Raw genomic sequence first — 25451 nt, forward strand, 5'->3', positions numbered from 1 at the left:
TTTTATATTAATAATTCCAAGCTGATAAACCTTGAGCATTATAGGCATTGTATGCAGATTGGATTTGATCTTCAACAGTTGCTGTAGAACCCCATCCTGGCATAGTTTGGAATAATCCACTAGCACCTGAAGCATTATAGGCGTTTACTTGACCATTTGATTCACGAGCAATAATTGCTTCCCAAGTTGAAGCAGAAACTCCTGTCAGCTCAGCCATGCGAGCTGCTGCATAAGTACCTGTCTCACCTGCTGTATTACCGTTGGCAAGAACAGGTGTAGAATTATAGGTAGAATAGTTAGCTGATGGTGCAGGAACTGTAATAGTTGCCACTGGTGCAGGTGCTGCTTGATTAGTTTGTGTAGCTGGTCCTGGTGCTGCAGCAACAGCTGGAGCTTTTTTATTAGCTTTTGTATCACCAAGTTCTAGCACTTGATTCTCAAAAATTAAATCTGGATTTTCAAGCTTGTTTAATTTAATTAAGCTTTCAACAGTTGTAGATTTTTCTTTTGCAATTTTTGACAAGGTGTCGCCAGCTTTTACTGTATATGTGTCTGCCTTAGCTACAACTCCTGTCAAAAATAGGGTAGCTGCTGTAGCAACAAATGCGAAGGCACCTTTCATTGGTTGTAATTTCATTATAATTCTGGTTCTCCTTTTCACTGATAGTTCCATCATACACTTTAAATATTACAGGTTATTTAAAATAGGATTACAAAAATTACAAATGTATTTTATTTAAACACCAACATTGCCTTATCCATCGTATTTCTACATATTAATTTTAAATAATATGTGAAATTAACACAAAACCTAGACTTGACATTAATTTTTTAGCAAATATAATATAGCGCCTAAAATTAATAAGACAAGAATCGCATAGGAATCTTTATTTTGCCACTTTAACTGTCTATAGCGACTTCTCTGATCTCCTCCTTGATAACCACGCGCTTCCATTGCAATAGCTAAAGCATCCGCTCTTTTAAAGCTAGAAGCAAATAAAGGAATCAAAATCGGTATAATGGATTTCACTTTTTGTACAATGTTTCCCTCACCAAAATCCACTCCTCGAGCTCGCTGAGCGTTCATAATTCGAACAGTATCATCCATTAAGGTTGGTACAAATCGTAAACTCATTGATAACATCAAGCCTACCTCATGCACTGGGAATTTAAAAATGGTCAGAGGTTTTAGGAGAGCTTCTACCGCATCCGCCAAACTTAAAGGCATTGTAGTCAAACTGAGCAATGTTGAGAAAAAAATGATCAAAACGAATCGACTAAAAATAATGCCTGCTTGTGCTAAGCCTATATCTGTAATGCGAACAAAGGAAAATTGGACAAGAGTATTTCCCGTTGTAGTAAATAAGAGCTGAAAAATAGTCGTAAAGGCAACTAAGAAAAGCATAGATTGGAGACCTTTTACAAAAAATCCAATGGGGACTCTAGAAAGAAAAACTAAAAAAAATGTAAAAACAAAAAGCAAAAGGTTTGTTGCTAAATTATTTGCCCAAAAAATAATTAAAACAAACAAGAACATAGATAATAGTTTACTTCTAGGATCCAAACGGTGGATCAGAGAATTACCCGGAATATACCGCCCTAAAATCATCTTATCCATGCAGTATCTCCTTAAATTCAGTAATTGTAATCGGTAAATTAGGCAAGTTTAAACCTTTTTCTACCAGACCTTGAGCAAATTTTGTAATCTTAGGGACTCCCAGTTGGATTTTTTCCATAAATTCCACATCCTGAAAGATATCCTTTGGAGAACCACTTTTCACTAAATGTCCCTTCTCCAGAACATACGTAGTATCAGCAAAATTTGCCACGTCATCCATCAAATGAGTTACCAGCACAATAGTCATACCATCCTCATGTAAACCTTGGAAGATTTCCATTAGTTCCTTACGACCTGCTGGATCTAACCCAGCTGTCGGCTCATCAAGGACTAAAACTTCAGGCTCCATTGCTAGGATTCCAGCAATAGCTACTCGTCTCATTTGTCCTCCTGAAAGCTCAAAAGGACTACGTGAGAACAAGTCCTCAGAAATTCCTACCAAAAGAAGTTTTTCACGCGCCAAACATTCCGCTTCTTCTTTAGAAACTCCAAAATTTTGTGGACCAAATGCCACATCATCTAAAACTGTTTCCGCAAAGACTTGGCTTTCTGCAAATTGAAACACCAAACCAACTTTTTTTCTTACTTGCTTTATGTCTTTATTAACAGAAGTAGCTGTAATTTCTATATCATTAACAGTGACACTTCCTACAGAAGGTGTCAACAAGCCATTTAAAAGTTGCAAAATAGTAGATTTTCCACTACCAGTATGACCAATTAGAGCAGTGTAAGAGCCATCTTTAATTTCCAAATTCACATCAAAAAGGGCAGGCCCTTCAAACGGTGTGCCTGCTTGATAAGTATAACTAACATTCTTTAAAGTAATTCCCATAAAGATTCCTGCAATTCTTTTTCTGTTAGATAGTCAGCTGGCAAATCAAAATCTTCATTCAAGGTTGCCTTGACTTGATTTGAAAAGGGTTCATCAAGTCCTAATTCCTGTAAATCTGATCTTGAAAACAGCTCTCTAGCTGTACTGCTTGATTCTACTTTTCCTTTTTTCATGACCAAAACACGGTCACTAAGTGCAACTTCATCCAAGTCATGTGTAATCGAAATGACCGTCATTTGATTCTCATCTTTGATGCGTTTCACTGTTTGAATCAGGTCTAAACGTCCTTCTGGATCCAACATACTAGTCGCTTCATCCAAAATAATAATATCCGGACGAAGAGCCACTATTCCTGCGATAGCCACCCTCTGTTTTTGCCCTCCAGAAAGACGAGCTGGTTCACGATTTTTAAAGTCTTGCATCCCTACGATCTCAAGCGCTTCATTTACTCGCTCAACCATAGTCTCAAGATCCATTCCCTGATTTTCCAAACCAAAAGCCACATCGTCTTCTACAGTTGCTCCAACAAATTGATTGTCTGGATTTTGAAAAACCATTCCAATGTGACGACGTTTTTCCCAAACATTTTCTGGAGTCAGTTGATCACCTAAGATAAAAATTTCTCCACTTTCAGCTTCTAAAAGGCCATCAATCAAACGAATCGTAGTCGATTTACCACTCCCATTATGACCAACAATGGACAACCATTCACCTTGTTTCACGTGAAACGTTACATCATTTAAAATGTATTCTTCAGCATCGTTGTCGTATTTATATTTGAGGTTGTGTACTTCGATAATATTTTTCATCATTTATTTAAAGGTATCTTTAAAGAGATAGGCGCTCCCTTTGAAATAGTCATAACCAGAATATATTGTAAAGATTAAAGCAATATACAGACAGATTTGTCCTAAAAGCGTCCAATGGATTAGTAGGAAGATAATAGCAAACATCTGTGTAAATGTTTTAATCTTACCGGGCATCGCTGCAGCTAAAACAGTTCCTCCCGTTTCTACCAATAAAAGACGCAATCCGGTCACAGCTAATTCTCGACAAATTATCACAGCTACCACCCAGGCAGGTGCCATTTTCATTTCAATCAGCATGATAAATGCTGACATAACTAAAAGTTTGTCTGCCATCGGATCAGCAAACTTCCCAAAATTAGTAACAACTTTCCATTTACGAGCTAAATATCCATCCAAATAATCAGTAATGCTGGCCACCGCAAAGATAATCGCAGCAATGACATGAGCAGTCTTAGATGAACCAAGGGTTAGTAATAGAATAAAAATTGGGATTAACGCCACTCTCAGGAGCGTCAATGCATTTGGAATATTTTCTTTTTTCATAAGCATTCTCAATTATTGATTGTTAAAGTAATCGTTCCCGATTGGGTATTGATTGCAGAAGTATTAATAATCTGATTGTTTACAGAGACCGTTACACCCTCTACAACACCTAAGGTGATAACTGTAGATGAACCAGGAGACACAGTAGTTGTTACACTTGGATTTTCTGAAGATAAAACAACCCCATTGTCCAAATCTGTTCCTGACACACTGACCCAACTAGTTGCAGATGTGACGGATAATTTGATGGTTACAGGATCTTTTGCCCCAGAATAAGTAGCTGTAAGATTCTGTCCACTACCAGAAACTGTCAAAGCATTACTACTAGATGATGTAGTTGAGGAAGAACTAGTCTGATTAGAGCTACTTGAAGCGGATTCTGAAGATCCTTCACTTTTAACCACACTATAACTTGAAGAGGCTGAATTCTCAGTTTCCGTCTCCATCTGGTTAACATACTGCCAGACATAATAAGTTACAAAGGCAATGATTGCCAACGAAATGACAGAAAAATAGAAAAGTGGCAAATAAGATGTTTTTTGTCTATTGCTTCTTCTTCTCCCCATATTTTCTTCATCAACATCTACTTCATCATAAGTAACCATACTACCTGATTCGTAGGCGTCTAAAATGATTTTTTCATCTAAGTCTACTGCCCAAGCATACTTACGGAGAAAAGATTTGGCATAAAAACTACTAGGTAGTTTATCAAAATCATCTGCTTCTAAAGCCTCTAATAAATCTAACTGAATATCTGTTTTTTGTTGTAAATCTTCTAGGCTTAGTCCCTGATTAATTCGAGCTAACCTTAATACCTCACCTATCGTTTTTTTTCTCATACGTTCAAATTCCTCTAAAAAATACTAGAAAAAGCTGTGCCCAAGCCAGATGTCACAAGCTTTAAAGTTTATCATATTTATAAAATCTAGATTTCATAGCCAATAACATGAATCAGCCTTACAAAGATAATACTAGGGACTAGATCTTTGTTTCATTTTTTATGTTTTATATCCTCTTTTCTGAAAACATCTTCTATCATTTTTTTACAGACTATTGTACCAAATTTTTCTCTTCTTTTGTTAGGATTATTTTGGAAAAATTGTAAAATCTATCATGTCACAGTGATCAATAAACTCATGACCAACTTCTAAAATATCTTCTAAGTGAATATCCTGTAAAATTTTTGGCAAGTCAAAAAGATTTTCTCCATCTATAAGGGTTTCATACTGCGTTGCCATATATTCTAACGAATTTAGACCATGCATCAAATCACCATACATTTCACTTTTAACAATATCTAAATGCTCTTCTGTTACATCCATATCTTGAGCGAATTCTTTAATTGCTGTACGGATTTGATGAGATAGGGCTACTGGCTCCTGGGTATCCATCGTCAGCATAACAAAGTGGAAGCGTTCTTCTACTTCAACTTCCAGAGTCAAAGAAGCATCAATTTTCCCATTTTCATACATTTTTTGATAACGTTTAGAAGTCCAGCCAAACATCATATCAAATAATAATTTCAAAATAAGTTTATAGCGAAATAATTTTCTCTTTGAAATTTTGTCATTTCCTCGCATAGCAACAGCTAATTTAGGTCGGCTGACTTCCATCCTCATACTAGCAGTTGGAACTACAGGAGATAATTTTAATGAACGCCTTTTGATGGATGATTTTTCATCCTCTATTTCATACGAATTTTGTTGTTCACTAATAGTAGCTACCGTTTTATCCAGATCAAAATTTCCAACTAAAAATAAACTCATATTAGACGGATGGTAAAAAGTTTCAAAGTTTTCATCCAAATCTTCCACTGTGATTTCAGCAATCGACTCGCGATTCCCAGCTATATCTTGTGCCAGAGCTGTCCCTGGGTATAGATTTGCTAAAGCGCTAAAAAACAAACGATAATCTGGATTATCCTGGTACATTTCTATTTCTTGCTGGATAATTCCTTGTTCTCTCTGGACAGATTCTTCTGTAAAATAAGCTTCCCCAATCAAGTCCTGTAGCAATTCCAAACATTCTTCTACATTCTCAGTTGTTGAAAAAAGATAACTTGTCTTTGTAAAACTAGTAAAGGCGTTACTTTCTGCTCCTAAGTCTACAAATTCCTGTAATAAGTCATTTCCATTTTCATCTTCAAATAATTTATGTTCTAAAAAATGAGCAATTCCAGCTGGATAATGGATAGCTTGCTTGGTCCCTCTTGGTACAAAATAAGTATCCACTGACCCAAAATTCACTGTCATAATACCATATGTCTCATGAAAATTTGTTTTAGGAAGTAAAAAAAGTCGCAATCCATTTGGTAAAATTACCCGATAAAGACTTTCTCCAATAGCTGTATATTCTATTTTTTTCAGCGCTAAATTCTGCATTATTTCCCTTCCATAAAGTACACCGCTTGAAGTTTTAAGGTATTCGCTGCTAAAACAATATCTTCCTTCTTAACATTTTCCATAACTTCTAACCATTCATCGACTCTTAAAAATTTCTTGCCTAAAACAGCCGACAAATAAGTTGTTTCCAGTAAAGCATTTTGACGATCTTGAGATAAGAGAGCACTGTTTTTAAGCATATTTTTTGTCTGTTGAAGCTCTTCTTCAGAAAATTTTCCTCTTTTTAGATCAGCTACTTGTCGGTTAATTAAAGTCATAGCTTTATTACGATTTTTTCTATCAATTCCAGCATATACTCGTAACATTCCTGAAAAAATATCCATAGTGCTAGAAACAGTATAGGCCAGACTTGCTTTCTCACGAACTTCTACAAATAATTTTGAGTGTGCATAACCACCCAGAAGACCATTCATTACAATCAAAGGGATATGACTAGTATCTCCATATTGAATAGGGAAATGATATCCCATTTCTAAAATGGATTGATTAGCTTCCTTTTGTTCAATCCCTTCTCGTAAAATTTTTGAAAAAGGTTGCTGATAATCCAATAGTAAATCCTGTTCACGATCCGTGAAGCCAAATTGAGAAAATTGTTCCTGCATAGCCACTTCATTAAAATCACCGATAAAAAAGATATCAATCTTATCTTCCTTCAGCATTTTTTGAAAAACTGCAAGACTAGTCTCAGGTGTCACTTGTTTCATTAAGTCAAGTCTTGAGACCCGAGGAAGTTGCATTTCTTCACTTAAATAAAATAACTTATTCAATTCCAAATGAGCGTGGTAAAAATGGTTTTCTATTTCAGATTCCAACTCATGAATAATATTTTTCTTTTCAATTTCAAAGATAGAGGAATCAAAACCTTTCTGGTCAACTAAAGGAGATAAGAGACTTGCTTTGATAAATTCAACCATCTCCGTTGTTAGGGCGTTTTTCCTACTTAAAAAAGAATCCCTAACAAAGGAAACATTTATATCTACATAATGAACCAAACCTCTTTTTGAAACACTGGTTGAATAATTTGATCCATATAAACTAGCTAAACGCTCACGAAATAGCTGAGAAGTTGGATAAACAGCATTTGCCGTTTCTAAAATACTAGAAACCAAAACTCGCTCAGCAACAGTAGCCGGACTCATTGGTGCAGAAAAACGAAGTTTTATTTTATTTGTTTTGAATTTAGTTGATTTAATAAAATGGAGATTGACTCCTCTTGCTAATTCCATAAGGTTCCTCTTGCTTCCTAATATGAATTCTATTATATCACGAAATGATGTGAAATTGGTGTTCCTTATAACAGATTAAAACGTTTTCTTTCCTGGATATTTTATACACATTCAGTCTTAAAATATGGTATAATGACAAGGATTGAGGTGAAATATGGATTATAAATTATTTGATGAATATATCACACTGCAAGCTCTCCTGAAAGAGGTTGGAGTAATCCAAAGTGGCGGTGCTATTAAGGCATTTTTAGCTGAAAATGATGTTTTTTTCAATGGTGAATTAGAAACAAGACGAGGAAAAAAAATTCGAGTTGGAGATCAAATAACAATTCCTGCAGAAAACCTAACTCTATCCATTCTTGAACCAAGTGCAGACGAAAAAATTCAGCATACAGAAGAAATAGCTGAAAGACAACGTATTGCTAATATGGTTAAAGAAATGAATAAAAATCTTAAAAAAAATACTACTTCCAAAAAGAATAACAGAAAGCAAACAGGTATAAAGCAAGAGAAAAAAGCTCCTGTACGCTTCCCAGGAACATAATATGTGGCTAAAATCACTCACTCTTAAACATTTTCGTAATTATCAAGACGCGGAAATCAACTTTCACTCTGGTCTAAACATTTTTCTTGGTCAAAATGCACAAGGAAAAACAAATATTCTAGAATCAATTTATTTCTTAGCATTGACTCGTAGTCATCGAACTAGATCAGATAAAGATTTTATTCATTTTCAAGAAAAAGATCTCAAAGTATCAGGTATCCTTGAAAAAAAGACAGGAACAATTCCTCTTGACATCGAGTTGACAGCTAAGGGACGTATTACTAAAATCAACCATCTCAAGCAAAATAGACTGTCTGACTATATTGGGACAATGAATGTTGTTCTGTTTGCGCCAGAAGATTTACAACTTATTAAAGGTTCGCCTTCATTAAGACGAAAATTTATAGACATTGAATTGGGGCAAATCAAGCCTCTTTATCTAGCAGATCTTTCCAATTACAATCATGTTCTTAAACAAAGAAATTCTTATCTAAAGAACAGTCAAAAAATTGATGAGAATTTTCTATCTGTTTTAGATGAACAGCTTATTGAATATGGTTGTCGTGTGGTCAAACATCGCTTAGACTTCTTAAAAAAACTCGAAATATTCGCCCAGGAAAAACACCTTGATATCTCACAAAAAAAAGAAACTCTAACTATTGACTATCTATCCTCTGTACCTTTACAAGATATTGACAGTATTGAAGAAAGTTTTAGACAAAGCCTAAGTAAAAATCGAAAAAGAGATTTATTTAAACAAAATACTGGTGTAGGTCCTCATCGAGATGATATAGCTTTCTTTATCAATCAAATGGATGCTAATTATGGAAGTCAGGGGCAACACAGAAGTGTGGTACTCTCTCTTAAATTAGCAGAAATAAAATTGATTGAAAATATAACAAAAGAATCTCCTATCCTCCTGCTTGACGATGTGATGAGTGAACTTGACAATGATCGTCAACTTAAATTGCTAGAAACAATTTCTCAAGAAATACAAACTTTTATTACCACAACTACTTTGGAACACCTAAAAAACCTACCTAAAGATATAAAAATATTTGAAATTTTAAATGGGCACATAAAATAGAGTTTACAAAATTGTAAACTCTATTTTTACAACCTTTACATATATTGTAAAGATCAACTATATCTATTGTAAAATAAAAATGCACCAATATATAGCGCATTTTTTTATTGCACTGAATAGTTAGGAGCTTCGTTTGTAATTTGAACATCATGAGGATGACTTTCCTTCAATCCAGCGCCACTCATTTCAATAAATTGAGCATTTTCGTGTAGTTCTTGTAGATTTGCAGCTCCAACATAACCCATACCAGAGCGAATCCCTCCAAGCATTTGGAAGACAATATCAGCTGCAGCACCCTTGTATGCTACACGACCTTCAATTCCTTCTGGAACTAACTTATTAGCTTCGTTGACAGAACCTTGGAAGTAACGGTCACTTGAACCTTTTTTCATTGCTGCAATAGATCCCATACCTCGATATGTTTTGAACTTACGTCCTTGGAAAATTTCGGTTTCCCCAGGAGCTTCATCAGTTCCTGCAAACATAGAACCTAACATAACAGCATTTCCACCTGCTGCTAGAGCTTTGACAATATCACCCGAGTATTTAATACCACCATCAGCAATGATTGTTTTACCATATTCACGCGCAACAGCTGCTGCATCATAAATAGCAGTCACTTGAGGGACACCAACACCAGCAATCACACGAGTGGTACAGATAGAACCTGGACCAATACCAACCTTGACAACGTCTACACCTGCTTCATAAAGGGCACGCGCACCTTCAGCAGTTGCAATATTTCCTGCGATTAAAGTACGATCTGGGAAATGGGCACGAATTTCAGCAATCTTACGCAGAACTCCTGCAGAATGTCCATGAGCAGTATCAATAACAATCGCATCAGCTCCTGCCTCAAAAAGGGCTTCGGCACGTTCAAATGTATCTGAAGTAACACCAACTGCACCTGCAACTAGGAGACGACCGAACTCATCTTTAGCAGCATTTGGAAATTCAATTACTTTTTCAATATCTTTAATCGTGATTAAACCTGAAAGACGACCATCTTCATCAACCAGAGGAAGTTTTTCAATACGGTGTTCCTGAAGAATACGCTCAGCAGTTTCTAAATCTGTTCCAACTGGAGCTGTAACCAAATTTTCGCTAGTCATATGATTAGAAATAGGTTGATTGAAATCAGAAATGAAACGCAAATCTCGATTGGTCAATATACCAACCAACTTACGGTTTTCTAATGTTTCAACAACTGGAACACCACTAATACGATAACGTCCCATCAATTCATCTGCTTCAGCAATTGTATGTTCTGGTGTTAAGAAGAAGGGATCAATAATGACACCATTTTCAGAACGTTTTACCTTACGGACTTCGTCTGCTTGTTGCGCAATAGACATATTTTTATGGATTACTCCAAGACCACCTGCACGCGCGATAGCAATGGCCATTTGACTTTCTGTTACGGTATCCATTGCCGCTGTAATAATTGGGATATTTAAAGTCAAATTATCTGCCAATTTCGTAGTTAAATCAGCATCGTTAGGCAACACATGACTTTCAGCTGGAATCAACAATACATCATCAAAGGTAAAACCTTTTTTCAAAAATTTAGTGTCCCAATTAGACATTCGAAGTTTCCTCTTTTCTATTTTCATCTATATAGTAGAACCATGTTCTAGACCAACATAATTTATAATATAATACCACTCTGTTATGATTTGTCAATCATCTATTAAAAATAATTAATCCCCATAGCTGATTTCACTTCAGAAAGAGTCTGGCTAGCTTTTTGACATGCTTTTTCACTTCCTTTTCTAAGCATATCATAGACTTGTCCCATATCTTTAGCAAACTCTATGCGACGTTCACGAATAGGGCCCAACTCTCTTTCTAAAATTTCCAATAGATATCGTTTTGTTTTTACATCTCCCAAGCCGCCTCTTTGATAATGTTCTTTCATAGCAGCAATTTCTGCTTGATCTTCTGGTCTTCCAAAGACATCCAGATAATGGAAAACCATATTACCTTCGATTTTGCCTGGATCTTCAACCCTAATATGATTAGGATCTGTATACATTCCCATCACTTTTTTCTTAAGTGTATCCATATCATCAGCTAAATAAATCCCATTATTTAATGATTTAGACATTTTAGCGTTTCCATCTAATCCTGGTAAACGTCCTGCTGCTTCATTCTCAGGATAAATTCCTTCTGGTTCAACTAAGACATCTTTTTGATAAGCATTGTTAAAAGAACGAACTATTTCTCTAGTTTGCTCAATCATTGGCTTTTGATCAGTCCCTACTGGTACATAATTCGCCTTAAAAGCTGTAATATCAGCCGCCTGAGAAATTGGATAAACCAAAAATCCTGTAGGAATACTTTGACTAAAGCCCTTTTGAGCTATTTCTGTCTTGACAGTTGGATTTCTTTCCAACCGAGCTAAAGAAACTAGATTCATATAATACATTGTTAATTCAGCTAGCTCAGGAATTTGACTCTGAATAAAAATAGTAACCTTTTCTGGATCCAAACCAGCAGCTAAATAATCCAAAGCTACGTTCCCTATTGATTCAATAATTGTTTGTGGGTCCTTAGCATGATCTGTCAAGGCTTGTTGATCAGCTAAAAAAACAAATAAATCATATTTTCCTTCATTTTGTAAAAGAACTCGATTCCGTAAACTTCCTACATAATGGCCAATATGTAATTTTCCAGTTGGCCGATCTCCTGTTAAAATAATAGGCTTTGTCATCTATTTCTCCTCAATTAATGTTGAATTCATTATAACATTTTCAATAAAAATGAGAAAGGAGATTGGATAAATTTCTATATAAAAATAACTTTTACACCTTTGTCAATTTAATTGACAATAAGTTGACAAAAATTTTACAATTAAAAACAAGAGTTTCTTCTTGAATCATTTGAAATATGGTGATTTTTCTAGTAAAATAGTACTAGTTATATTAAAGAGGAGAATTATATTGCTTACAGTATCAGATGTTTCATTACGTTTCAGTGACCGCAAATTATTTGATGAAGTTAACATCAAATTTACAGCTGGTAATACCTATGGTCTAATTGGTGCCAATGGCGCTGGAAAATCAACATTTTTAAAAATATTAGCTGGAGATATTGAACCAACAACTGGTCATATTTCATTAGGTCCTAATGAACGTCTTTCAGTTCTTCGTCAAAATCACTTTGACTACGAAGATGAAAGAGTCATTGATGTTGTTATTATGGGAAATGACCTACTTTACAGTATCATGAAGGAAAAAGATGCTATCTACATGAAGCCAGATTTTTCAGATGAAGATGGTGTTCGTGCGGCTGAGCTTGAGGGAGAGTTTGCTGAACTAGGTGGCTGGGAAGCAGAAAGTGAAGCATCTCAACTCTTGCAAAACCTAAATATTCCAGAAGATCTTCACTACCAAAATATGAGTGAACTCTCTAATGGGGACAAGGTTAAAGTACTCTTGGCAAAAGCCCTTTTTGGTAAACCTGATGTCTTACTTCTGGACGAGCCAACTAATGGTCTGGATATTCAGTCGATTACTTGGCTGGAAGACTTTCTTATCGATTTTGACAATACAGTTATTGTTGTATCCCACGATCGCCACTTTTTGAATAAAGTCTGCACTCATATGGCCGACCTTGACTTTGGAAAAATTAAGCTCTATGTCGGAAACTATGATTTCTGGAAAGAATCAAGCGAACTAGCGGCTAAGCTACTCGCTGACCGAAATGCCAAAGCAGAAGAAAAAATCAAACAACTTCAAGAGTTTGTTGCTCGTTTCTCTGCCAATGCGTCCAAATCAAAACAAGCAACTTCCCGTAAAAAAATGCTTGACAAGATAGAATTAGAAGAAATTGTTCCATCTAGCCGTAAATACCCATTTATCAGCTTTAAAGCTGAACGTGAAATTGGTAATGACCTCTTGACAGTTGAAAATCTTTCTGTCAAGATTGACGGAGAAACTATTCTTGATAATATTAGTTTTATCTTGCGTCCAGGTGACAAGACAGCTTTGATTGGTCAAAACGATATTCAAACAACAGCCTTAATTCGTGCTTTAATGGGAGATATTGAATACGAAGGAACTGTCAAGTGGGGTGTGACAACTAGTCAATCTTATTTACCTAAAGATAATTCTCGTGATTTTGCTGGTGGTGAGTCAATCCTTGATTGGTTGCGTCAATTTGCAAGTAAAGAAGAAGATGACAATACTTTCCTCCGAGGTTTTCTTGGGCGTATGCTTTTCTCTGGAGATGAGGTTAACAAGTCTGTAAACGTCTTGTCAGGTGGAGAAAAAGTTCGTGTTATGCTTTCTAAATTGATGTTGCTTAAATCCAATGTCTTAGTATTGGATGATCCAACAAATCACTTAGATTTGGAATCAATTTCCAGCTTAAATGATGGATTGAAAAACTTCAAAGAGTCCATTATTTTTGCTAGCCATGACCATGAATTTATTCAAACATTAGCAAATCATATTATTGTGTTATCTAAAAATGGTGTGATTGATCGTATTGATGAAACTTATGATGAATTCTTAGAAAATCAAGAAGTTCAGCAAAAAGTAAAAGAATTATGGAAAGATTAAAAAGCGAATGAATATTCGCTTTTTAGCTATATATAGTTTATGAAAAAAATAAAGAATTATTTTAAAAATTATTGGGTTTACTTTGCAGCATTTTTAATTCCTTTTTTAATTATGTTCATTGTATATCTTTCCCAAGGAATTTATTGGAATAGTGATACATCTCCTTTACTAGGAGATGGGTTTCATCAGTATGTTATCTTTGATACTACGCTCAGAAATATTCTTCATGGCAGTGATAGTCTTTTTTATACCTTTACAAGTGGATTAGGTTTAAACTTTTATGCTTTGACTAGTTACTATTTAGGAAGTTTTTTATCTCCTTTTGTTTATTTCTTCAATCTAGAAAATATGCCAGATGCTGTCTATCTCTTTACCTTGATTAAATTTGGATTAATTGGGTTAACAGCTGCTATCAGTTTAAAAGGAATATTTAAAAAAATACCAAACTTTCTTATTTTAATGCTGTCAACCTGCTATTCTCTTATGAGTTTTGCAACTAGTCAAATTGAAATCAAAACTTGGCTAGATGTCTTTATCCTTGCTCCTCTAATTCTCTATGGTTTACACCTTTTACTCCTCAAAAAAAATCGAGTATTATACTTTACGAGTTTGTCAATTCTCTTTATCCAGAATTACTATTTTGGATATATGATGGCACTATTTTTAATTTTTTGGTTTTTTGTTCAAACAACATGGGATTTTAAAAATAGAATTAAAACTTTTTTAGACTTTACAATTGTGTCAATATTATCTGGCGTCACAAGTCTAATTATGATTTTGCCAACATTTTTGGATTTAAAAACTCATGGAGAAAAATTAACTTCAGTTGATAGAATGTTTACAGAAAAAACTTGGTTTTTAGATATTTTTGCTAAAAATTTTATTGGAAGCTTTGATACAACTAAATATGGATCCATTCCAATGATTTATGTTGGAATAGTTCCACTCTTGCTAGCTATCTTGTTTTTTACATTAAAATCGATTAAGTTTCACGTGAAACTTTCCTATTTTTTTCTAATTATAATATTTATTGCTAGTTTTTCTCTTGAAAGATTAGATTTATTTTGGCAAGGGATGCACGCACCCAATATGTTTTTACATCGCTATTCCTGGCTATTCTCCCTTCTAATTATCTTTTTAGCAGCAGAAACCTTACAATGTCTTAAACAAATCAAATTTAAAAATCTAATCATATCTTTCACTATTTTATCCATTGGATTTATTCTAGTTTTTATTTTTAGAAAACATTATGATTTTTTAGGACCTGTAAACTTTATTTTAACTTTAGAGTTTCTCTTAGCCTACTTATTAATATTTGGTACTTTTACTAAATCTTTTATTTCAAAGAAAGTGTTTTTTGTTACAACATTAGCTTTTGTTTGTTTTGAAGTTTCTTTAAACGCTTTTTACCAAGTTGATGGCATTGCTAAAGAATGGGTATTTGCTAGCCGTTCTTCCTATGCTAAAAATTTAAAAGAAATTGACAAGCTTGTAAAGTATTCAAAAGATAAAAATACAGAATTTTTTCGCACAGAGACATTGGATCCTCAAACAGGAAATGATAGTATGAAATATAACTACAATGGTATTTCACAATTTTCTTCTGTTCGAAATACAATGACAAGTTCAACTCTAGATAAACTTGGTTTTAAATCAACTGGAACTAATCTTAATCTACGCTATCAAAACAACAGCATTTTAATGGATGCTATCTTCTCACTTGCTTATAATATTTCTGAAGTAAATCCTCAAAAGTATGGATTCACTCCAATTAAAATAGAAAAGAATCTAACCCTATATCAAAATAAAAATGCAACTACCTTAGCTTTTTTAACTAATAAAGTTTACAAAGATGTAAAGTTTAATAATTTAACTCTTGATAATCAAACAAAATTTCTAAATCAATTATCAGGCTTAAACTATAAGTACTTTCAAAAAATTTATCCAATAGACTCTCATAACATTATTGAAAATAATGATCATATCACTGTAAATGTTGACAAAGAGAATAATTCAAGCTTTGCTAGTATGACTTATACACTAGATGTTCCTGAGAATAGTCAAGTTTATGTCAGTCTTCCAAATATACATTTTTCTAATGATGATCAGACAGTTGTTGATATTTCGATAGGAAACGAAACAAGACGCTTTACAACAAATAATGTCTTTACATTTTTTAATCTTGGTCATTTTACGGATAAACAAACTGTAACTGTTCGCTTTACATTTCCTGATAATTCTCAAGTTTCTTTTGATAAACCTGAATTTTACAAAGTAAATATCAATCACTTTCAAGAAGCAATTGATAAAATTCATTCTCAAAAAGTTGAAGTTACTACAAAAAATAGCCAAATAACTGTAGATTATCAAGCTCAAAAAGATTCTTCTCTCTTTTTAACTTTACCTTACGACAAGGGGTGGAGTGCAACACAAAATGGTCACCCAGTTACTATCTATAAGGCTCAAGATGGTTTCATGAAGGTTGATGTAAAAAAAGGAACAGGAAGAGTTATCCTAAAATTTATTCCTAAAGGTTTTAAGGAAGGAATAGGATGCTTTATTTTAGGAATTACTCTTTTCACTCTTTATAATTACAAAAAAAGATTATAATTCAAAAAATGATTTGAATTTTTAAAAATTTATTTTATAATATTTGTATATGAAGGAGGTTTCCATGATGAAAAAAAATCATTTATTAAAATTGTCCCTTACTATACTTACAGTATGTTTTGCTTTTCTTTTAGTAGCTTGTGGTCAAAAAGAAGATGTTACTTATTACCAAAGAATTGATCAGTCAAATCAATTTGATATGCGTCTGACCTATTATCATAAAGGTGACGTAGTTACCAAACAAACTACTGAAAATTTCATTTCTTATAAGTCTTTAGGAATCGATGAAAGCCAAGAAGAGCAAAAAAATGCTGCTAAAGCTAAAATAGAAGAGCTTTCAAAACAATATCAAACAGTCAAAGGAATTAAAGAAAAAGTCTCCTTTGATAAAAACGGTATTAAAGAAAATATAGAAATTGATTACGACAAAGCTGATTTAAAAGAATTAGCTTCTCTTCCAGGTATGATGATTTCTAACGAAAAAAATGCTAAAAAAATTAGTATGAAAGCTAGTGGAGAAGCACTTGAAAAAAGTGGCTTCAAAAAAGTCGAAAATGGTAAGTTTGAAGAACTCAAAAAATAAAAAGAATAATAAAAAGAATAATAAAAAGTCTTAAGTTTCATCACTTAAGACTTTTTTCATTTTTCTCTCAAAGTCATAACGACTCATCATGACAACATGATCACAATTTGTGCAACGAATTTTTATATCCGCTCCAACTCTCGTGATTTCCCAACGATTTGCCTTTTTACCTGTTGACTTAATCGTACAGGCATGTGGCTTTTTCATTTCAACATAACTTCCTTTATCGTACATTAGTTTGTTCTCACTGGAGTAATTAATTGAATGAAATCTTCTTCTTGATCACTAGGCACAAGAGTAAATGGACGAACAGCTGAAATAAAGCTAATAGTTACTTTTTCACTATTCACAGCTTTTAAAGCTTCAATAAGATAAGTTGGGTTAAAGCTAATAGTTAGATTGTCTCCTGAAACATTTTCAGCATCAATTTCTTCATTCACTCGTCCAACTTCTGGAGAATTAACATGAGCACTTACAACGCCACCTTCAATCTCTAGTTTTACAGTTCCATTCTGTGTGGCATTAGATAATAGTCGAGCGCGTTCCATCGCAGCACGTAAAGCAGATGTAGCAAAAGTAACAACTGTTGAAAACTCTGTGGGAATAAGACGATCTGTATCTGGGTAATTTCCTTCTAATAGACGTGTATAGAAGCTAATATTTTCGCTTCTAAAAAGAATTTGATGATTAGCAAAGAAAACCTCAACTGTCTCAATTTCATCGCTAAAAACAGCTGTAAATTCGCGTAGAGAACGACTTGGAATAACAACGTCAAAGTTATCCCCATTTTTTTCTAGAATAATTTTCTTTTGACTGAGTCGATGGGAATCTGTAGCAACTGTTTTAAGATTCTTATGATCCGTTAAAACAAAGTGTACACCAGTTAAAATAGGACGACTCTCTTGTAAGCTAGCTGCAAATGCTGTTTCATTAATTAAATCCTTCAAAATCTTTGTTTCAAGAACCAATGGATTAGAAGTTGGTACATCTTGAATACGTGGATATTGATCAGCATCTTTTCCTTTTAGAGTAATTTCTGATTTTCCACTAGTCAGTACGATTTGCTTTTGCTCAATTTCTTTAAAATCAAGAGTCACATCTGGAAGACTAGAAACAACATTAATAAAGAAAGTAGCTTCAAGAAGGATTGAACCTAAGGAAGTAACTAAGAGACCTGCATTTTCATTATTTATAGAAATAAAATTTTCAATCGAAATTTGTCCATTAGAACCAATTAAGGTAATGCCTTCGTTAGTAACATCAATTTTAATCGTTGAAAGAATAGGAATGGCATTTTTATGACTAATAGCTCGTTTGGTTGTATTCAAGGCTTGTAAAAATAAATTTTTATTAATAGAAAAGTTAATCATGAAAACTCCTTTTATTATTTATGATTATAAGGTTAATAGTAATAGTAGGCTATGTGGATAATGTGGAAAAATAGTTCAATCATAGTTACAGCAAGTATTCTTACTTGTGCACAATTTGTGGATTAATTTCCATATTTTTGAAAACTTATCCACAACTATTTTATTTTATTTTTTATCGATTCAATTTCTAAACGTAGATTATCGTCTTCTTCTAGCATACTTTTTATTTTTCCATGGGCATGAATTACTGTTGTATGGTCTTTTCCTCCAAATTCACGTCCAATCTTTGGTAAGCTATTATCTGTTAATTCTCTGGTCAAGTACATGGCAACCTGACGAGCTAATACAATATTTTGAACTCGCCTAGTCCCTTTCATTTCTTTGACACTAACTCCGTAAAAATTCCCAACTTCAGTTTGGATACGATCAATTGGGATGACTAATAGTTGACTTCCTGCTTGTTTACGAGAGCGAATAGCTTCAGCTGCAATATCGATAGTAATCTCTTTAATCTGCTTCATACTAGCAAGTAAATTGATATCTTTTAGAGCACCTTCAAGGTCACGTACATTTGAATCAAATTGTCCAGCTAAATATTCAATTGTTTCATTTGGAAAAATAAGATCAAATTCTTCAATTTTATTTCGCAAAATAGCAATCCGAGTTTCAAAATTTGGAGGAGTGATATCACTAGTTAATCCCCATTTGAAGCGCGTGACTAGTCTTTCTTCCAAATTTTCTAAGTAGTCTGGACTACGGTCACTTGTCAAAACAATCTGTTTATTTTCTCCATGCAAGGCATTAAAAGTGTTAAAGAATTCTTCTTGAGTAGATACTTTTTTACTAAGTGCCTGAATATCATCGATTAATAATAAATCAAGACTGCGATAGATTTTTTTAAAACTATCCATTTCTCCTAAACGAAGATGTTCCAGAAAATCATTAATAAAGGTCTCAGCAGGAACATACTTTATCCGAGCATCAGGTGTATTTTCTAATACTTCGTTTCCAATAGCATTTAATAAATGTGTTTTTCCTAAACCTGGTCCACCATAAATGAATAAAGGATTATAGATACCTCCCAGATTATCTGCGACAGCTAGGGCCGCTGCTTTTGCCCACTGATTGCCATCTCCTTGCACGAAGTTTTCAAAAGTATATTTTGCTTTTAAGCCAGTAGCTAGTGGAGGAGATTTTTTCTTTTCAGTTAAATCGGGCTGCTGTGAAGTTAAATAAACTGGTTCTTCTTTAACTCTGTCTTCTGTTTCAAATACGTATAAGGCAGTAATTTGATCATTGTAGATTTCGAAACCAGCCGTTAGGATAATATCTGCTAAATTTTGCTCCCAGAAAAGCTTTTTAACAGGACTATCTAAGTGAATTGTCGCTTGATTATTTTCAATTTTAATCAATTTGGCTTCTGCTACAAAAAAGTCAAAGGTTGTTTTTTTTAGCTGAGTGTGAGCTAACTCTAATACACGCGCCCAAAATTCTTGTTCCTGAGCCATTATTTCTCCCTTCTGCTTATAATATTCTTCAATATTTTAACATAAACTTAAAAAGTTTTCCACAACTGTGAATAGAAATCCACAATGTTTATCAAAGTTTTCCACAAGTTGTGGAAAGTTAAGATTTTTCTTGCTATATAAAGTTTTCTGGATACTATATTTTGTGGAAATGCTTGTGAAATGATAAAAGAAAAATAACAGTACTATTTAAGACTGTTAATAATTCTTTCATATTCTTCCTGATTAGAAAAAGAAATTGAGATTTTGCCAGTTTGTTTCTTAGAGAGACTAATCTTTACATCAACTCCCAATAATTTCTTTAGATTTTCTTCTTCTTCTTCGATAAAAATTTTTTGGACATTTTCAGACTTAGGCTTAGTAGGAGAAGTTTGTAATAATTTCTCTAATTTTCTAACAGAAATATCTGAAGAAATAATTTTTTCAAGCCATTTTTTCTGGTCTTTTTCCTTAAGTTTTATTAGTAATCGAGCATGAGCCTGAGAAATATGACCTTCTTTTACCGCTTTTAAGACAAAATCAGGTAACTGTAGCAAGCGAACAAGATTTGTAATATAAGGCCTTGATTTCCCCATAATCTGAGCGATTTCATCATGCGTTAATCCCTTATAAATAAGATGTTGATAAGATTCAGCTTCTTCTATTGGATTGAGATCCTCTCTTTGAAGATTTTCAATAATAGCCTGCTTCATCATTTCATCATCGCTTAGTGATTTGACTAAGGCAGGAATTTCAGTTAAGCCTGCTATTTTAGCTGCCCTAAATCTTCTTTCCCCAGCTAAAAGTTCGTATCCAATGATAGATGATTTCCTGACGATAATAGGCTGGATTAATCCGTTTTCTTTAATAGAATTTGCTAACTCGTTTAATTTCTCTATTGAAAAATCTTTTCTTGGTTGATAGGGATTGGTGTGAATATCTTTAATTAAAATATATTGATAATTTTCCATTTGTATATAGCATAACACACCTTTACAAAAGAGTAAAGGTGTGTTGACAGTCTTGTAAATGGTATTTATTCAGAGCTTAAATCATCAGTTGATTTAGTTAGTTTAATAGTTGTTGTTTGCTCTTTTCCATCACGATAATAAGTAACTTTTATTTCTTCATTAATCGAATGTTTATAAAGAGCTGATTGGATATCACTAGCAGATGATATTTCTGTATCATCAATTTTTGTAATCACATCATATTTTTCTAACTTACCATCAGCAGGCATTCCAGTTTGTGTTGAACGAACAACGACACCATTTTTAACATTGTCTGGAAGTTTTAGTCGATCAGAGCTTGAAGAAGACAAACTACTTAAGTTGACCATTTGAATTCCTAATGCTGGTCGAATGACTTTACCATTTTTTTCTAATTGTTCAATGATATTTACAACATCATTGGATGGGATTGCAAATCCCATTCCCTCAACAGAAGTACTACCATTATTGGTATTAGCAATTTTACTAGAGGTAATACCAATAACTTGACCTTGAATGTTTACAAGAGGACCACCAGAGTTACCTGGATTAATTGCTGCATCAGTTTGAATAGCTTGGGTAGCAATTGTCTGACCGTCTTCTGATCGTGAAGAAACATTACGGCTTAGACTAGAAACAATTCCCTGAGTTACTGTATTAGCATAATCAGAACCAAGAGGGCTTCCGATTGCAATGGCAGTTTCTCCAACGGTTAATTTACTAGAATCTCCAAATTCTGCTACATTTTTAACCTTATCAGCAGGAATTCTGACTACAGAAATATCAGAATATGTATCAGTCCCGACTATTTCACCAGGAACCTTATTCCCATCAGCAAGACGGATATCAACTTTTTTTGCTCCATTGATAACGTGTGTATTGGTAACTAAGTAAGCATAATCCTTATCTTTTCTATAGATAACACCAGATCCTTCGCTAGCTACCTGATCATTTTCATTTCCTGAATTATTGTTGTCAAAAATAGCATCTGAATTAGATTCAGAATATGTAATGACAGAGACAACCGCGTCTTTTACTTTATCAACAGCCTTTGTTGTAGAATTACTATTTTTATAGGATGTTGTTATTGTAGTTGCTGTTTTCTGATTATTATTTGCGGCTGAATGAGGTGTTGAAAAATAAGAAAATCCCCATGTTCCAGCAACACCACCTATAAAACCAACTAACAAAACAATGAAAACTTGCAATGTTTTTTTGAAGAAATTTGAAGAGTTTTTCATATCTTCCTCCTAATATTTCAAATTGCTGTAAGTATAGAACCGATAACTTAATTATATCTTAAAAATAATCACTTTTCCACAGTTTGTGGAAAACTTAGAAAAAACGTTAATTTTTATTAGAAAATCTATAGATGAGGTAAAAATTTCTCATTGAAATGGTGTGAATAAAGTGTGAATATGATAAAATGAAATTATGAAAATAAAGCTTGTAACAGTTGGAAAACTAAAAGAGAAATACCTTAAAGAAGGTATTGCAGAATACTCAAAACGACTCAGTCGTTTTACGAAAGTAGAGATAATTGAATTAGCTGATGAAAAAACACCAGATAAAGCAAGTCCATTAGAGAACCAACAAATTCTGTCGAAAGAAGGGGAACGAATTTTATCTAAAGTATTAGATCGTGAGTTTGTTATTGTTTTAGCTATTGAAGGTCAGCAATTTCCTTCTGAAAAATTTAGTAAAGTTATTGAAGATGCTTCAGTTCGAGGTTTTTCAGATATCACTTTTATTATTGGTGGTAGCTTAGGCTTGTCTCCTAAAGTAAAAGAAAGAGCAAATCTTTTGATGAGTTTTGGTAAGTTAACCCTACCTCATCAATTAATGCGTTTAGTTTTAATGGAGCAAATTTATCGCGCTTTTATGATTCAGCAAGGCAGTCCTTATCATAAATGAATCTTGACGCTATACGGTCTTTTTGTTACAATAATAAAGTATGGTCCCATAGCTCAGCTGGATAGAGCATTCGCCTTCTAAGCGAACGGTCGCAAGTTCGAATCTTGCTGGGATCAGATAAGATTGAGGGTGCGCTCAAGCGCACTCTTTTTTTAATAAAATTTTAAAAAATGACATTTCAGTTAGATTTACTTGCATATGAAGCTGATTTTCTATATTTGGGAAATCTCCCTGTATAATAATCTTGTAAGTTAACTTTACAAAAAATTATTAGGAGATATTTTTATGAAAAAGAAAAACAAACAAAATTTATTACCAAAAGAGTTACAACAATTTGAAATTTTGACAGAAAGAAAATTAGAGCAAGTTACTGGTGGAGATGTTCGCTCAAACAAAATTAGATTATGGTGGGAAAATATATTCTTTAATAAAAAATAATTTTAGGAGATTGAAATGATATTTACAATAATACTGTCTTTATTTCCAGTTATAATACAAGTTTTTTCCTATGATTTTTTTTACAATAAAATTAATAGAAAAAAGAAAATTAATATTAAACTCATTATTCTATTTTGGGGTTTAATAATGGTAATATCATTTCTTTATTCTCTATTCTTATTATTACCAGATTATTGGAAAATTTTTCGAGATATTTTTCATTATTTATTTTTACTTATTCAGCCTCTTATTTTCTACAAATATTTTCTTATTAAAAGAAAAGAGTATGATAATTACTTGAATTTGTTTTTATCGTTTGTTATCTATTTATCTGTGGAGACTTCTGAAACTTTTTTATCTGTCATTATTTCTTCAATAACAGGAGATTATTTTGTAAAACAACATTACGATATTTTTTACATTATAATTAATCTTTTAGCTTTGTTTATTATTTTAAAGGTTGTTGATTTTTTTGACTTTTATTTTGAATATTATAAAGAACCAATTTATAAAAATGATCTATATAATGTTAATAAGTCATATATAGTAATTCATATCTTATTAAATATTTCTCATTGGTTTAGCGAAAACGCACATCTTAATAGTTTTGCTAGTATGATTGCCACTATAGGATTTATTATGTTTTTGTCGACTTTATTTTATCTAAAGTCTGCTCGTGAACAACATGAAAAAGCTAAAGAAATTCAGCAAAAAAAGGAAGAACAAAGACAACTACAGCTTTATACAGATGAAATTGTAGGTCTTTATAACGAAATTCGAGGTTTTCGTCATGATTATGCTGGTATGTTAACAAGTTTACAAACAGGAATTAACTCAGGTGATATGAAAGAAGTAGAGAGAATCTTTCATAATGTTTTAAGTCAAGCTAATATTTCACTTCGATCAGATGACTATACTTTTTTTGAGTTAAATAACGTTCAAGACACTGCCTTAAGAAGTGTGCTAATTCAAACTATATTTAAGGCTCGAGAGTGTGGAGTAGAGATTGTATTTGAAATGAAAGATGTTATTGAGACATTACCCATGAAACTTTTAGATCTAGTTCGAGTAGCTAGTGTATTGCTCAATAATGCAGTTGAAGGGGCAGCTGAAAGTCCCTCAAAAACAATGAACGTGTCTTTAGTAAAGCTAGATAAAGAAATTGTTTTTGTAATTCAGAATTCTCGTCAAAGCCGTTACATTAATTTAGAAGAAATTTATGAAGTAGGCTTCTCAACAAAGGGAGAAAATCGAGGATTAGGTTTAAATAATGTCAAAGAAATTATTGACAAATATGATGAAGTTATTCTGGAAACAGATATAGAAACAAATTATTTTATACAAGTTGTAAGATTCAAAAGAAAGGAACAAATATGAAAGTATTAGTGCTAGAGGATACTATTGAACATCAAGTGAGAATTGAAAATGTCTTCGAAGAAATTTCTCGCGAACTTAATCTTGAAATTAAAGCAAAAGTAACAGGAAAAATTCATGAATTTAAAGAATATGTTGAGTCAGACGAGGTGAATCAACTCTATTTCTTAGATATAGATATCAAAGGAGAAGAACAAAAAGGTCTAGAAATGGCGCAATTTATCCGCCAACATAATCCTTATGCTATCATTGTTTTTGTTACGAGTCATTCAGAATTTGCGACCTTAACTTTTAAGTATAAAGTATCAGCGTTAGATTTTATAGATAAAGACATAAATGATAATTCTTTTAAGAAAAGAGTTAAAGATTGTATCGTTTATACACGAAATAATTTAATTGAAAATACAGATATTGTTGACTTTTTTGAGTATAGTTTTAGAGGAAACGAAATTCGAATTCCTTTTAGGGATATTCTATATATTGAGACTACAGGAAGTCCTTATAAATTAAGAGTTGTTGGAAAAAATTTCTTTAAGGAATTTTATGGGACAATAGCAGAAATTCAAGAACAAGATAAAGAACTTGGATATTTTTTCTCACCACATAAGTCATACCTATCGAATATTAGCAACATTAGTGGATACGACAAAAAGACAAAAGATGTTTTGTATTATGATGGTCATCGTTCACCAATTTCTCGATTACGTGTCAGATACTTGAAAGAAATACTGAAAGCCAAAAGTAAAAAAGAAGAAAATAAAAAATAAAACTGTTGACAAAGCGAGATAAACTGGTATAATAAAATATGTCTTCTTGCAAGACATATATGGTCCGTTGGTCAAGGGGTTAAGACACCGCCTTTTCACGGCGGTAACACGGGTTCGAATCCCGTACGGACTATATTATCCGGCATAGCTCAGTTGGTAGTAGCGCATGACTGTTAATCATGATGTCGTAGGTTCGAGTCCTACTGCCGGAGTCGCTAACACTCAATTAATTGAGTGTTTTTTTGTTTATATTTTCCTCTACAGACTTAGTCTGT

The 25451-nt window shown here is 33.2% G+C and carries 24 protein-coding genes and 3 tRNA genes; 12 read left to right on the forward strand and 15 right to left on the reverse strand.

The features are described 5' to 3' along the window. Nucleotides 1-7 precede the first annotated feature (7 nt). The 8 genes from O3640_RS02995 to yfmF all read right to left on the reverse strand — a co-directional run bounded on the left by O3640_RS02995 (nt 8) and on the right by yfmF (nt 7430). The gene (locus O3640_RS02995) at nt 8-637 is read right to left on the reverse strand and encodes a LysM peptidoglycan-binding domain-containing protein (protein WP_060971118.1); all 630 of its coding nucleotides are present in this window, start codon (nt 635-637) and stop codon (nt 8-10) included. 186 nt (nt 638-823) lie between these two features. Then, the gene (locus tag O3640_RS03000; protein ID WP_061603299.1) at nt 824-1618 is read right to left on the reverse strand and encodes an energy-coupling factor transporter transmembrane protein EcfT; all 795 of its coding nucleotides are present in this window, start codon (nt 1616-1618) and stop codon (nt 824-826) included. Continuing rightward, nucleotides 1611-2450 carry an energy-coupling factor transporter ATPase gene (locus tag O3640_RS03005; protein ID WP_195321800.1) on the reverse strand — a complete coding sequence of 280 codons (840 nt, stop codon included), beginning with the start codon at nt 2448-2450 and terminating at the stop codon, nt 1611-1613. Before O3640_RS03005 ends, O3640_RS03000 begins: the two co-directional genes overlap by 8 nt. Beyond that, a complete protein-coding gene (locus O3640_RS03010; RefSeq protein ID WP_045772982.1) occupies nt 2435-3259 on the reverse strand; it encodes an energy-coupling factor ABC transporter ATP-binding protein in 825 nt (274 codons plus the stop codon). Before O3640_RS03010 ends, O3640_RS03005 begins: the two co-directional genes overlap by 16 nt. A 3-nt stretch (nt 3260-3262) precedes the next feature. After that, nucleotides 3263-3802 (reverse strand): CDP-diacylglycerol--glycerol-3-phosphate 3-phosphatidyltransferase, encoded by a 540-nt coding sequence (gene pgsA, locus O3640_RS03015; protein WP_008808050.1) that lies wholly within the window; start codon nt 3800-3802, stop codon nt 3263-3265. 8 nt (nt 3803-3810) lie between these two features. Continuing rightward, entirely contained in the window at nt 3811-4641 is an 831-nt protein-coding gene (rodZ, locus tag O3640_RS03020; RefSeq protein WP_195321801.1) for a cytoskeleton protein RodZ, read from the reverse strand. Between the two features lie 246 nt (nt 4642-4887). Then, nucleotides 4888-6183 carry an EF-P 5-aminopentanol modification-associated protein YfmH gene (yfmH, locus tag O3640_RS03025; RefSeq protein ID WP_008808048.1) on the reverse strand — a complete coding sequence of 432 codons (1296 nt, stop codon included), beginning with the start codon at nt 6181-6183 and terminating at the stop codon, nt 4888-4890. Continuing rightward, nucleotides 6183-7430 carry an EF-P 5-aminopentanol modification-associated protein YfmF gene (gene yfmF, locus O3640_RS03030; RefSeq protein ID WP_045772591.1) on the reverse strand — a complete coding sequence of 416 codons (1248 nt, stop codon included), beginning with the start codon at nt 7428-7430 and terminating at the stop codon, nt 6183-6185. The genes yfmH and yfmF overlap by 1 nt, the downstream gene beginning before the upstream one ends. Nucleotides 7431-7584: 154 nt before the next feature. On the opposite strand from yfmF, the gene yaaA reads away from it, so the two are divergent. Both yaaA and recF read left to right on the forward strand, forming a co-directional pair. Next, complete coding sequence (yaaA, locus tag O3640_RS03035) at nt 7585-7974, forward strand: S4 domain-containing protein YaaA (RefSeq protein ID WP_045772590.1); 390 nt, start codon at nt 7585-7587, stop codon at nt 7972-7974. A gap of 1 nt (nt 7975) precedes the next feature. Continuing rightward, the gene (recF, locus tag O3640_RS03040) at nt 7976-9061 is read left to right on the forward strand and encodes a DNA replication/repair protein RecF (RefSeq protein WP_045772589.1); all 1086 of its coding nucleotides are present in this window, start codon (nt 7976-7978) and stop codon (nt 9059-9061) included. Nucleotides 9062-9165: 104 nt separating this feature from the next. Here recF and guaB read toward each other — a convergent pair whose 3' ends face one another. Both guaB and trpS read right to left on the reverse strand, forming a co-directional pair. After that, nucleotides 9166-10647 carry an IMP dehydrogenase gene (guaB, locus tag O3640_RS03045; protein WP_008808044.1) on the reverse strand — a complete coding sequence of 494 codons (1482 nt, stop codon included), beginning with the start codon at nt 10645-10647 and terminating at the stop codon, nt 9166-9168. Nucleotides 10648-10751: 104 nt separating this feature from the next. Then, nucleotides 10752-11774, reverse strand: a complete 1023-nt coding sequence (gene trpS, locus O3640_RS03050) for a tryptophan--tRNA ligase (RefSeq protein ID WP_195322062.1) — start codon at nt 11772-11774, stop codon at nt 10752-10754. Between the two features lie 229 nt (nt 11775-12003). On the opposite strand from trpS, the gene O3640_RS03055 reads away from it, so the two are divergent. From O3640_RS03055 to O3640_RS03065, 3 genes are all read left to right on the forward strand, one after another. After that, the gene (locus O3640_RS03055; protein WP_045772587.1) at nt 12004-13626 is read left to right on the forward strand and encodes an ATP-binding cassette domain-containing protein; all 1623 of its coding nucleotides are present in this window, start codon (nt 12004-12006) and stop codon (nt 13624-13626) included. Between the two features lie 39 nt (nt 13627-13665). Then, nucleotides 13666-16236 carry a YfhO family protein gene (locus O3640_RS03060; protein WP_045772586.1) on the forward strand — a complete coding sequence of 857 codons (2571 nt, stop codon included), beginning with the start codon at nt 13666-13668 and terminating at the stop codon, nt 16234-16236. Nucleotides 16237-16300: 64 nt separating this feature from the next. Then, entirely contained in the window at nt 16301-16819 is a 519-nt protein-coding gene (locus O3640_RS03065) for a YehR family protein (protein ID WP_045504988.1), read from the forward strand. A 30-nt stretch (nt 16820-16849) separates the two neighbouring features. Here O3640_RS03065 and O3640_RS03070 read toward each other — a convergent pair whose 3' ends face one another. The 5 genes from O3640_RS03070 to O3640_RS03090 form a co-directional block, all read right to left on the reverse strand. After that, nucleotides 16850-17053: a DUF951 domain-containing protein gene (locus tag O3640_RS03070; protein ID WP_008808039.1), complete on the reverse strand. Its 204-nt coding sequence runs from the start codon at nt 17051-17053 to the stop codon at nt 16850-16852. Further along, the gene (gene dnaN, locus O3640_RS03075; RefSeq protein ID WP_008808038.1) at nt 17053-18189 is read right to left on the reverse strand and encodes a DNA polymerase III subunit beta; all 1137 of its coding nucleotides are present in this window, start codon (nt 18187-18189) and stop codon (nt 17053-17055) included. Before dnaN ends, O3640_RS03070 begins: the two co-directional genes overlap by 1 nt. A 155-nt stretch (nt 18190-18344) precedes the next feature. Beyond that, nucleotides 18345-19697 carry a chromosomal replication initiator protein DnaA gene (gene dnaA, locus O3640_RS03080; protein WP_008808037.1) on the reverse strand — a complete coding sequence of 451 codons (1353 nt, stop codon included), beginning with the start codon at nt 19695-19697 and terminating at the stop codon, nt 18345-18347. A gap of 203 nt (nt 19698-19900) precedes the next feature. Continuing rightward, nucleotides 19901-20665, reverse strand: a complete 765-nt coding sequence (locus tag O3640_RS03085; protein WP_045772585.1) for a ParB/RepB/Spo0J family partition protein — start codon at nt 20663-20665, stop codon at nt 19901-19903. Between the two features lie 65 nt (nt 20666-20730). Further along, nucleotides 20731-21924, reverse strand: coding sequence for a S1C family serine protease (locus tag O3640_RS03090; protein WP_045772584.1), 1194 nt, complete (start codon nt 21922-21924; stop codon nt 20731-20733). A gap of 193 nt (nt 21925-22117) precedes the next feature. Between O3640_RS03090 and rlmH the strand changes: the two genes are divergently transcribed. The 7 genes from rlmH to O3640_RS03125 all read left to right on the forward strand — a co-directional run bounded on the left by rlmH (nt 22118) and on the right by O3640_RS03125 (nt 25388). Continuing rightward, nucleotides 22118-22597: a 23S rRNA (pseudouridine(1915)-N(3))-methyltransferase RlmH gene (rlmH, locus tag O3640_RS03095; RefSeq protein ID WP_045772583.1), complete on the forward strand. Its 480-nt coding sequence runs from the start codon at nt 22118-22120 to the stop codon at nt 22595-22597. Nucleotides 22598-22639: 42 nt separating this feature from the next. Further along, nucleotides 22640-22713: transfer RNA gene (locus tag O3640_RS03100), tRNA-Arg, on the forward strand. A 169-nt stretch (nt 22714-22882) separates the two neighbouring features. Continuing rightward, a complete protein-coding gene (locus O3640_RS03105; RefSeq protein WP_012131079.1) occupies nt 22883-23035 on the forward strand; it encodes a bacteriocin in 153 nt (50 codons plus the stop codon). Between the two features lie 15 nt (nt 23036-23050). Next, the gene (gene comD, locus O3640_RS03110) at nt 23051-24412 is read left to right on the forward strand and encodes a competence system sensor histidine kinase ComD (protein ID WP_045772581.1); all 1362 of its coding nucleotides are present in this window, start codon (nt 23051-23053) and stop codon (nt 24410-24412) included. Continuing rightward, nucleotides 24409-25176 carry a competence system response regulator transcription factor ComE gene (comE, locus tag O3640_RS03115; RefSeq protein ID WP_008808031.1) on the forward strand — a complete coding sequence of 256 codons (768 nt, stop codon included), beginning with the start codon at nt 24409-24411 and terminating at the stop codon, nt 25174-25176. The genes comD and comE overlap by 4 nt, the downstream gene beginning before the upstream one ends. Before the next feature lie 61 nt (nt 25177-25237). After that, nucleotides 25238-25309: transfer RNA gene (locus O3640_RS03120), tRNA-Glu, on the forward strand. Between the two features lie 5 nt (nt 25310-25314). Continuing rightward, nucleotides 25315-25388, forward strand: a tRNA-Asn gene (locus O3640_RS03125). Nucleotides 25389-25451 lie beyond the last annotated feature (63 nt).

This window comes from Streptococcus sp. 27098_8_75 (assembly GCF_041432475.1).
In the GTDB taxonomy this organism is placed as follows: Bacteria; Bacillota; Bacilli; order Lactobacillales; family Streptococcaceae; genus Streptococcus; species Streptococcus gordonii.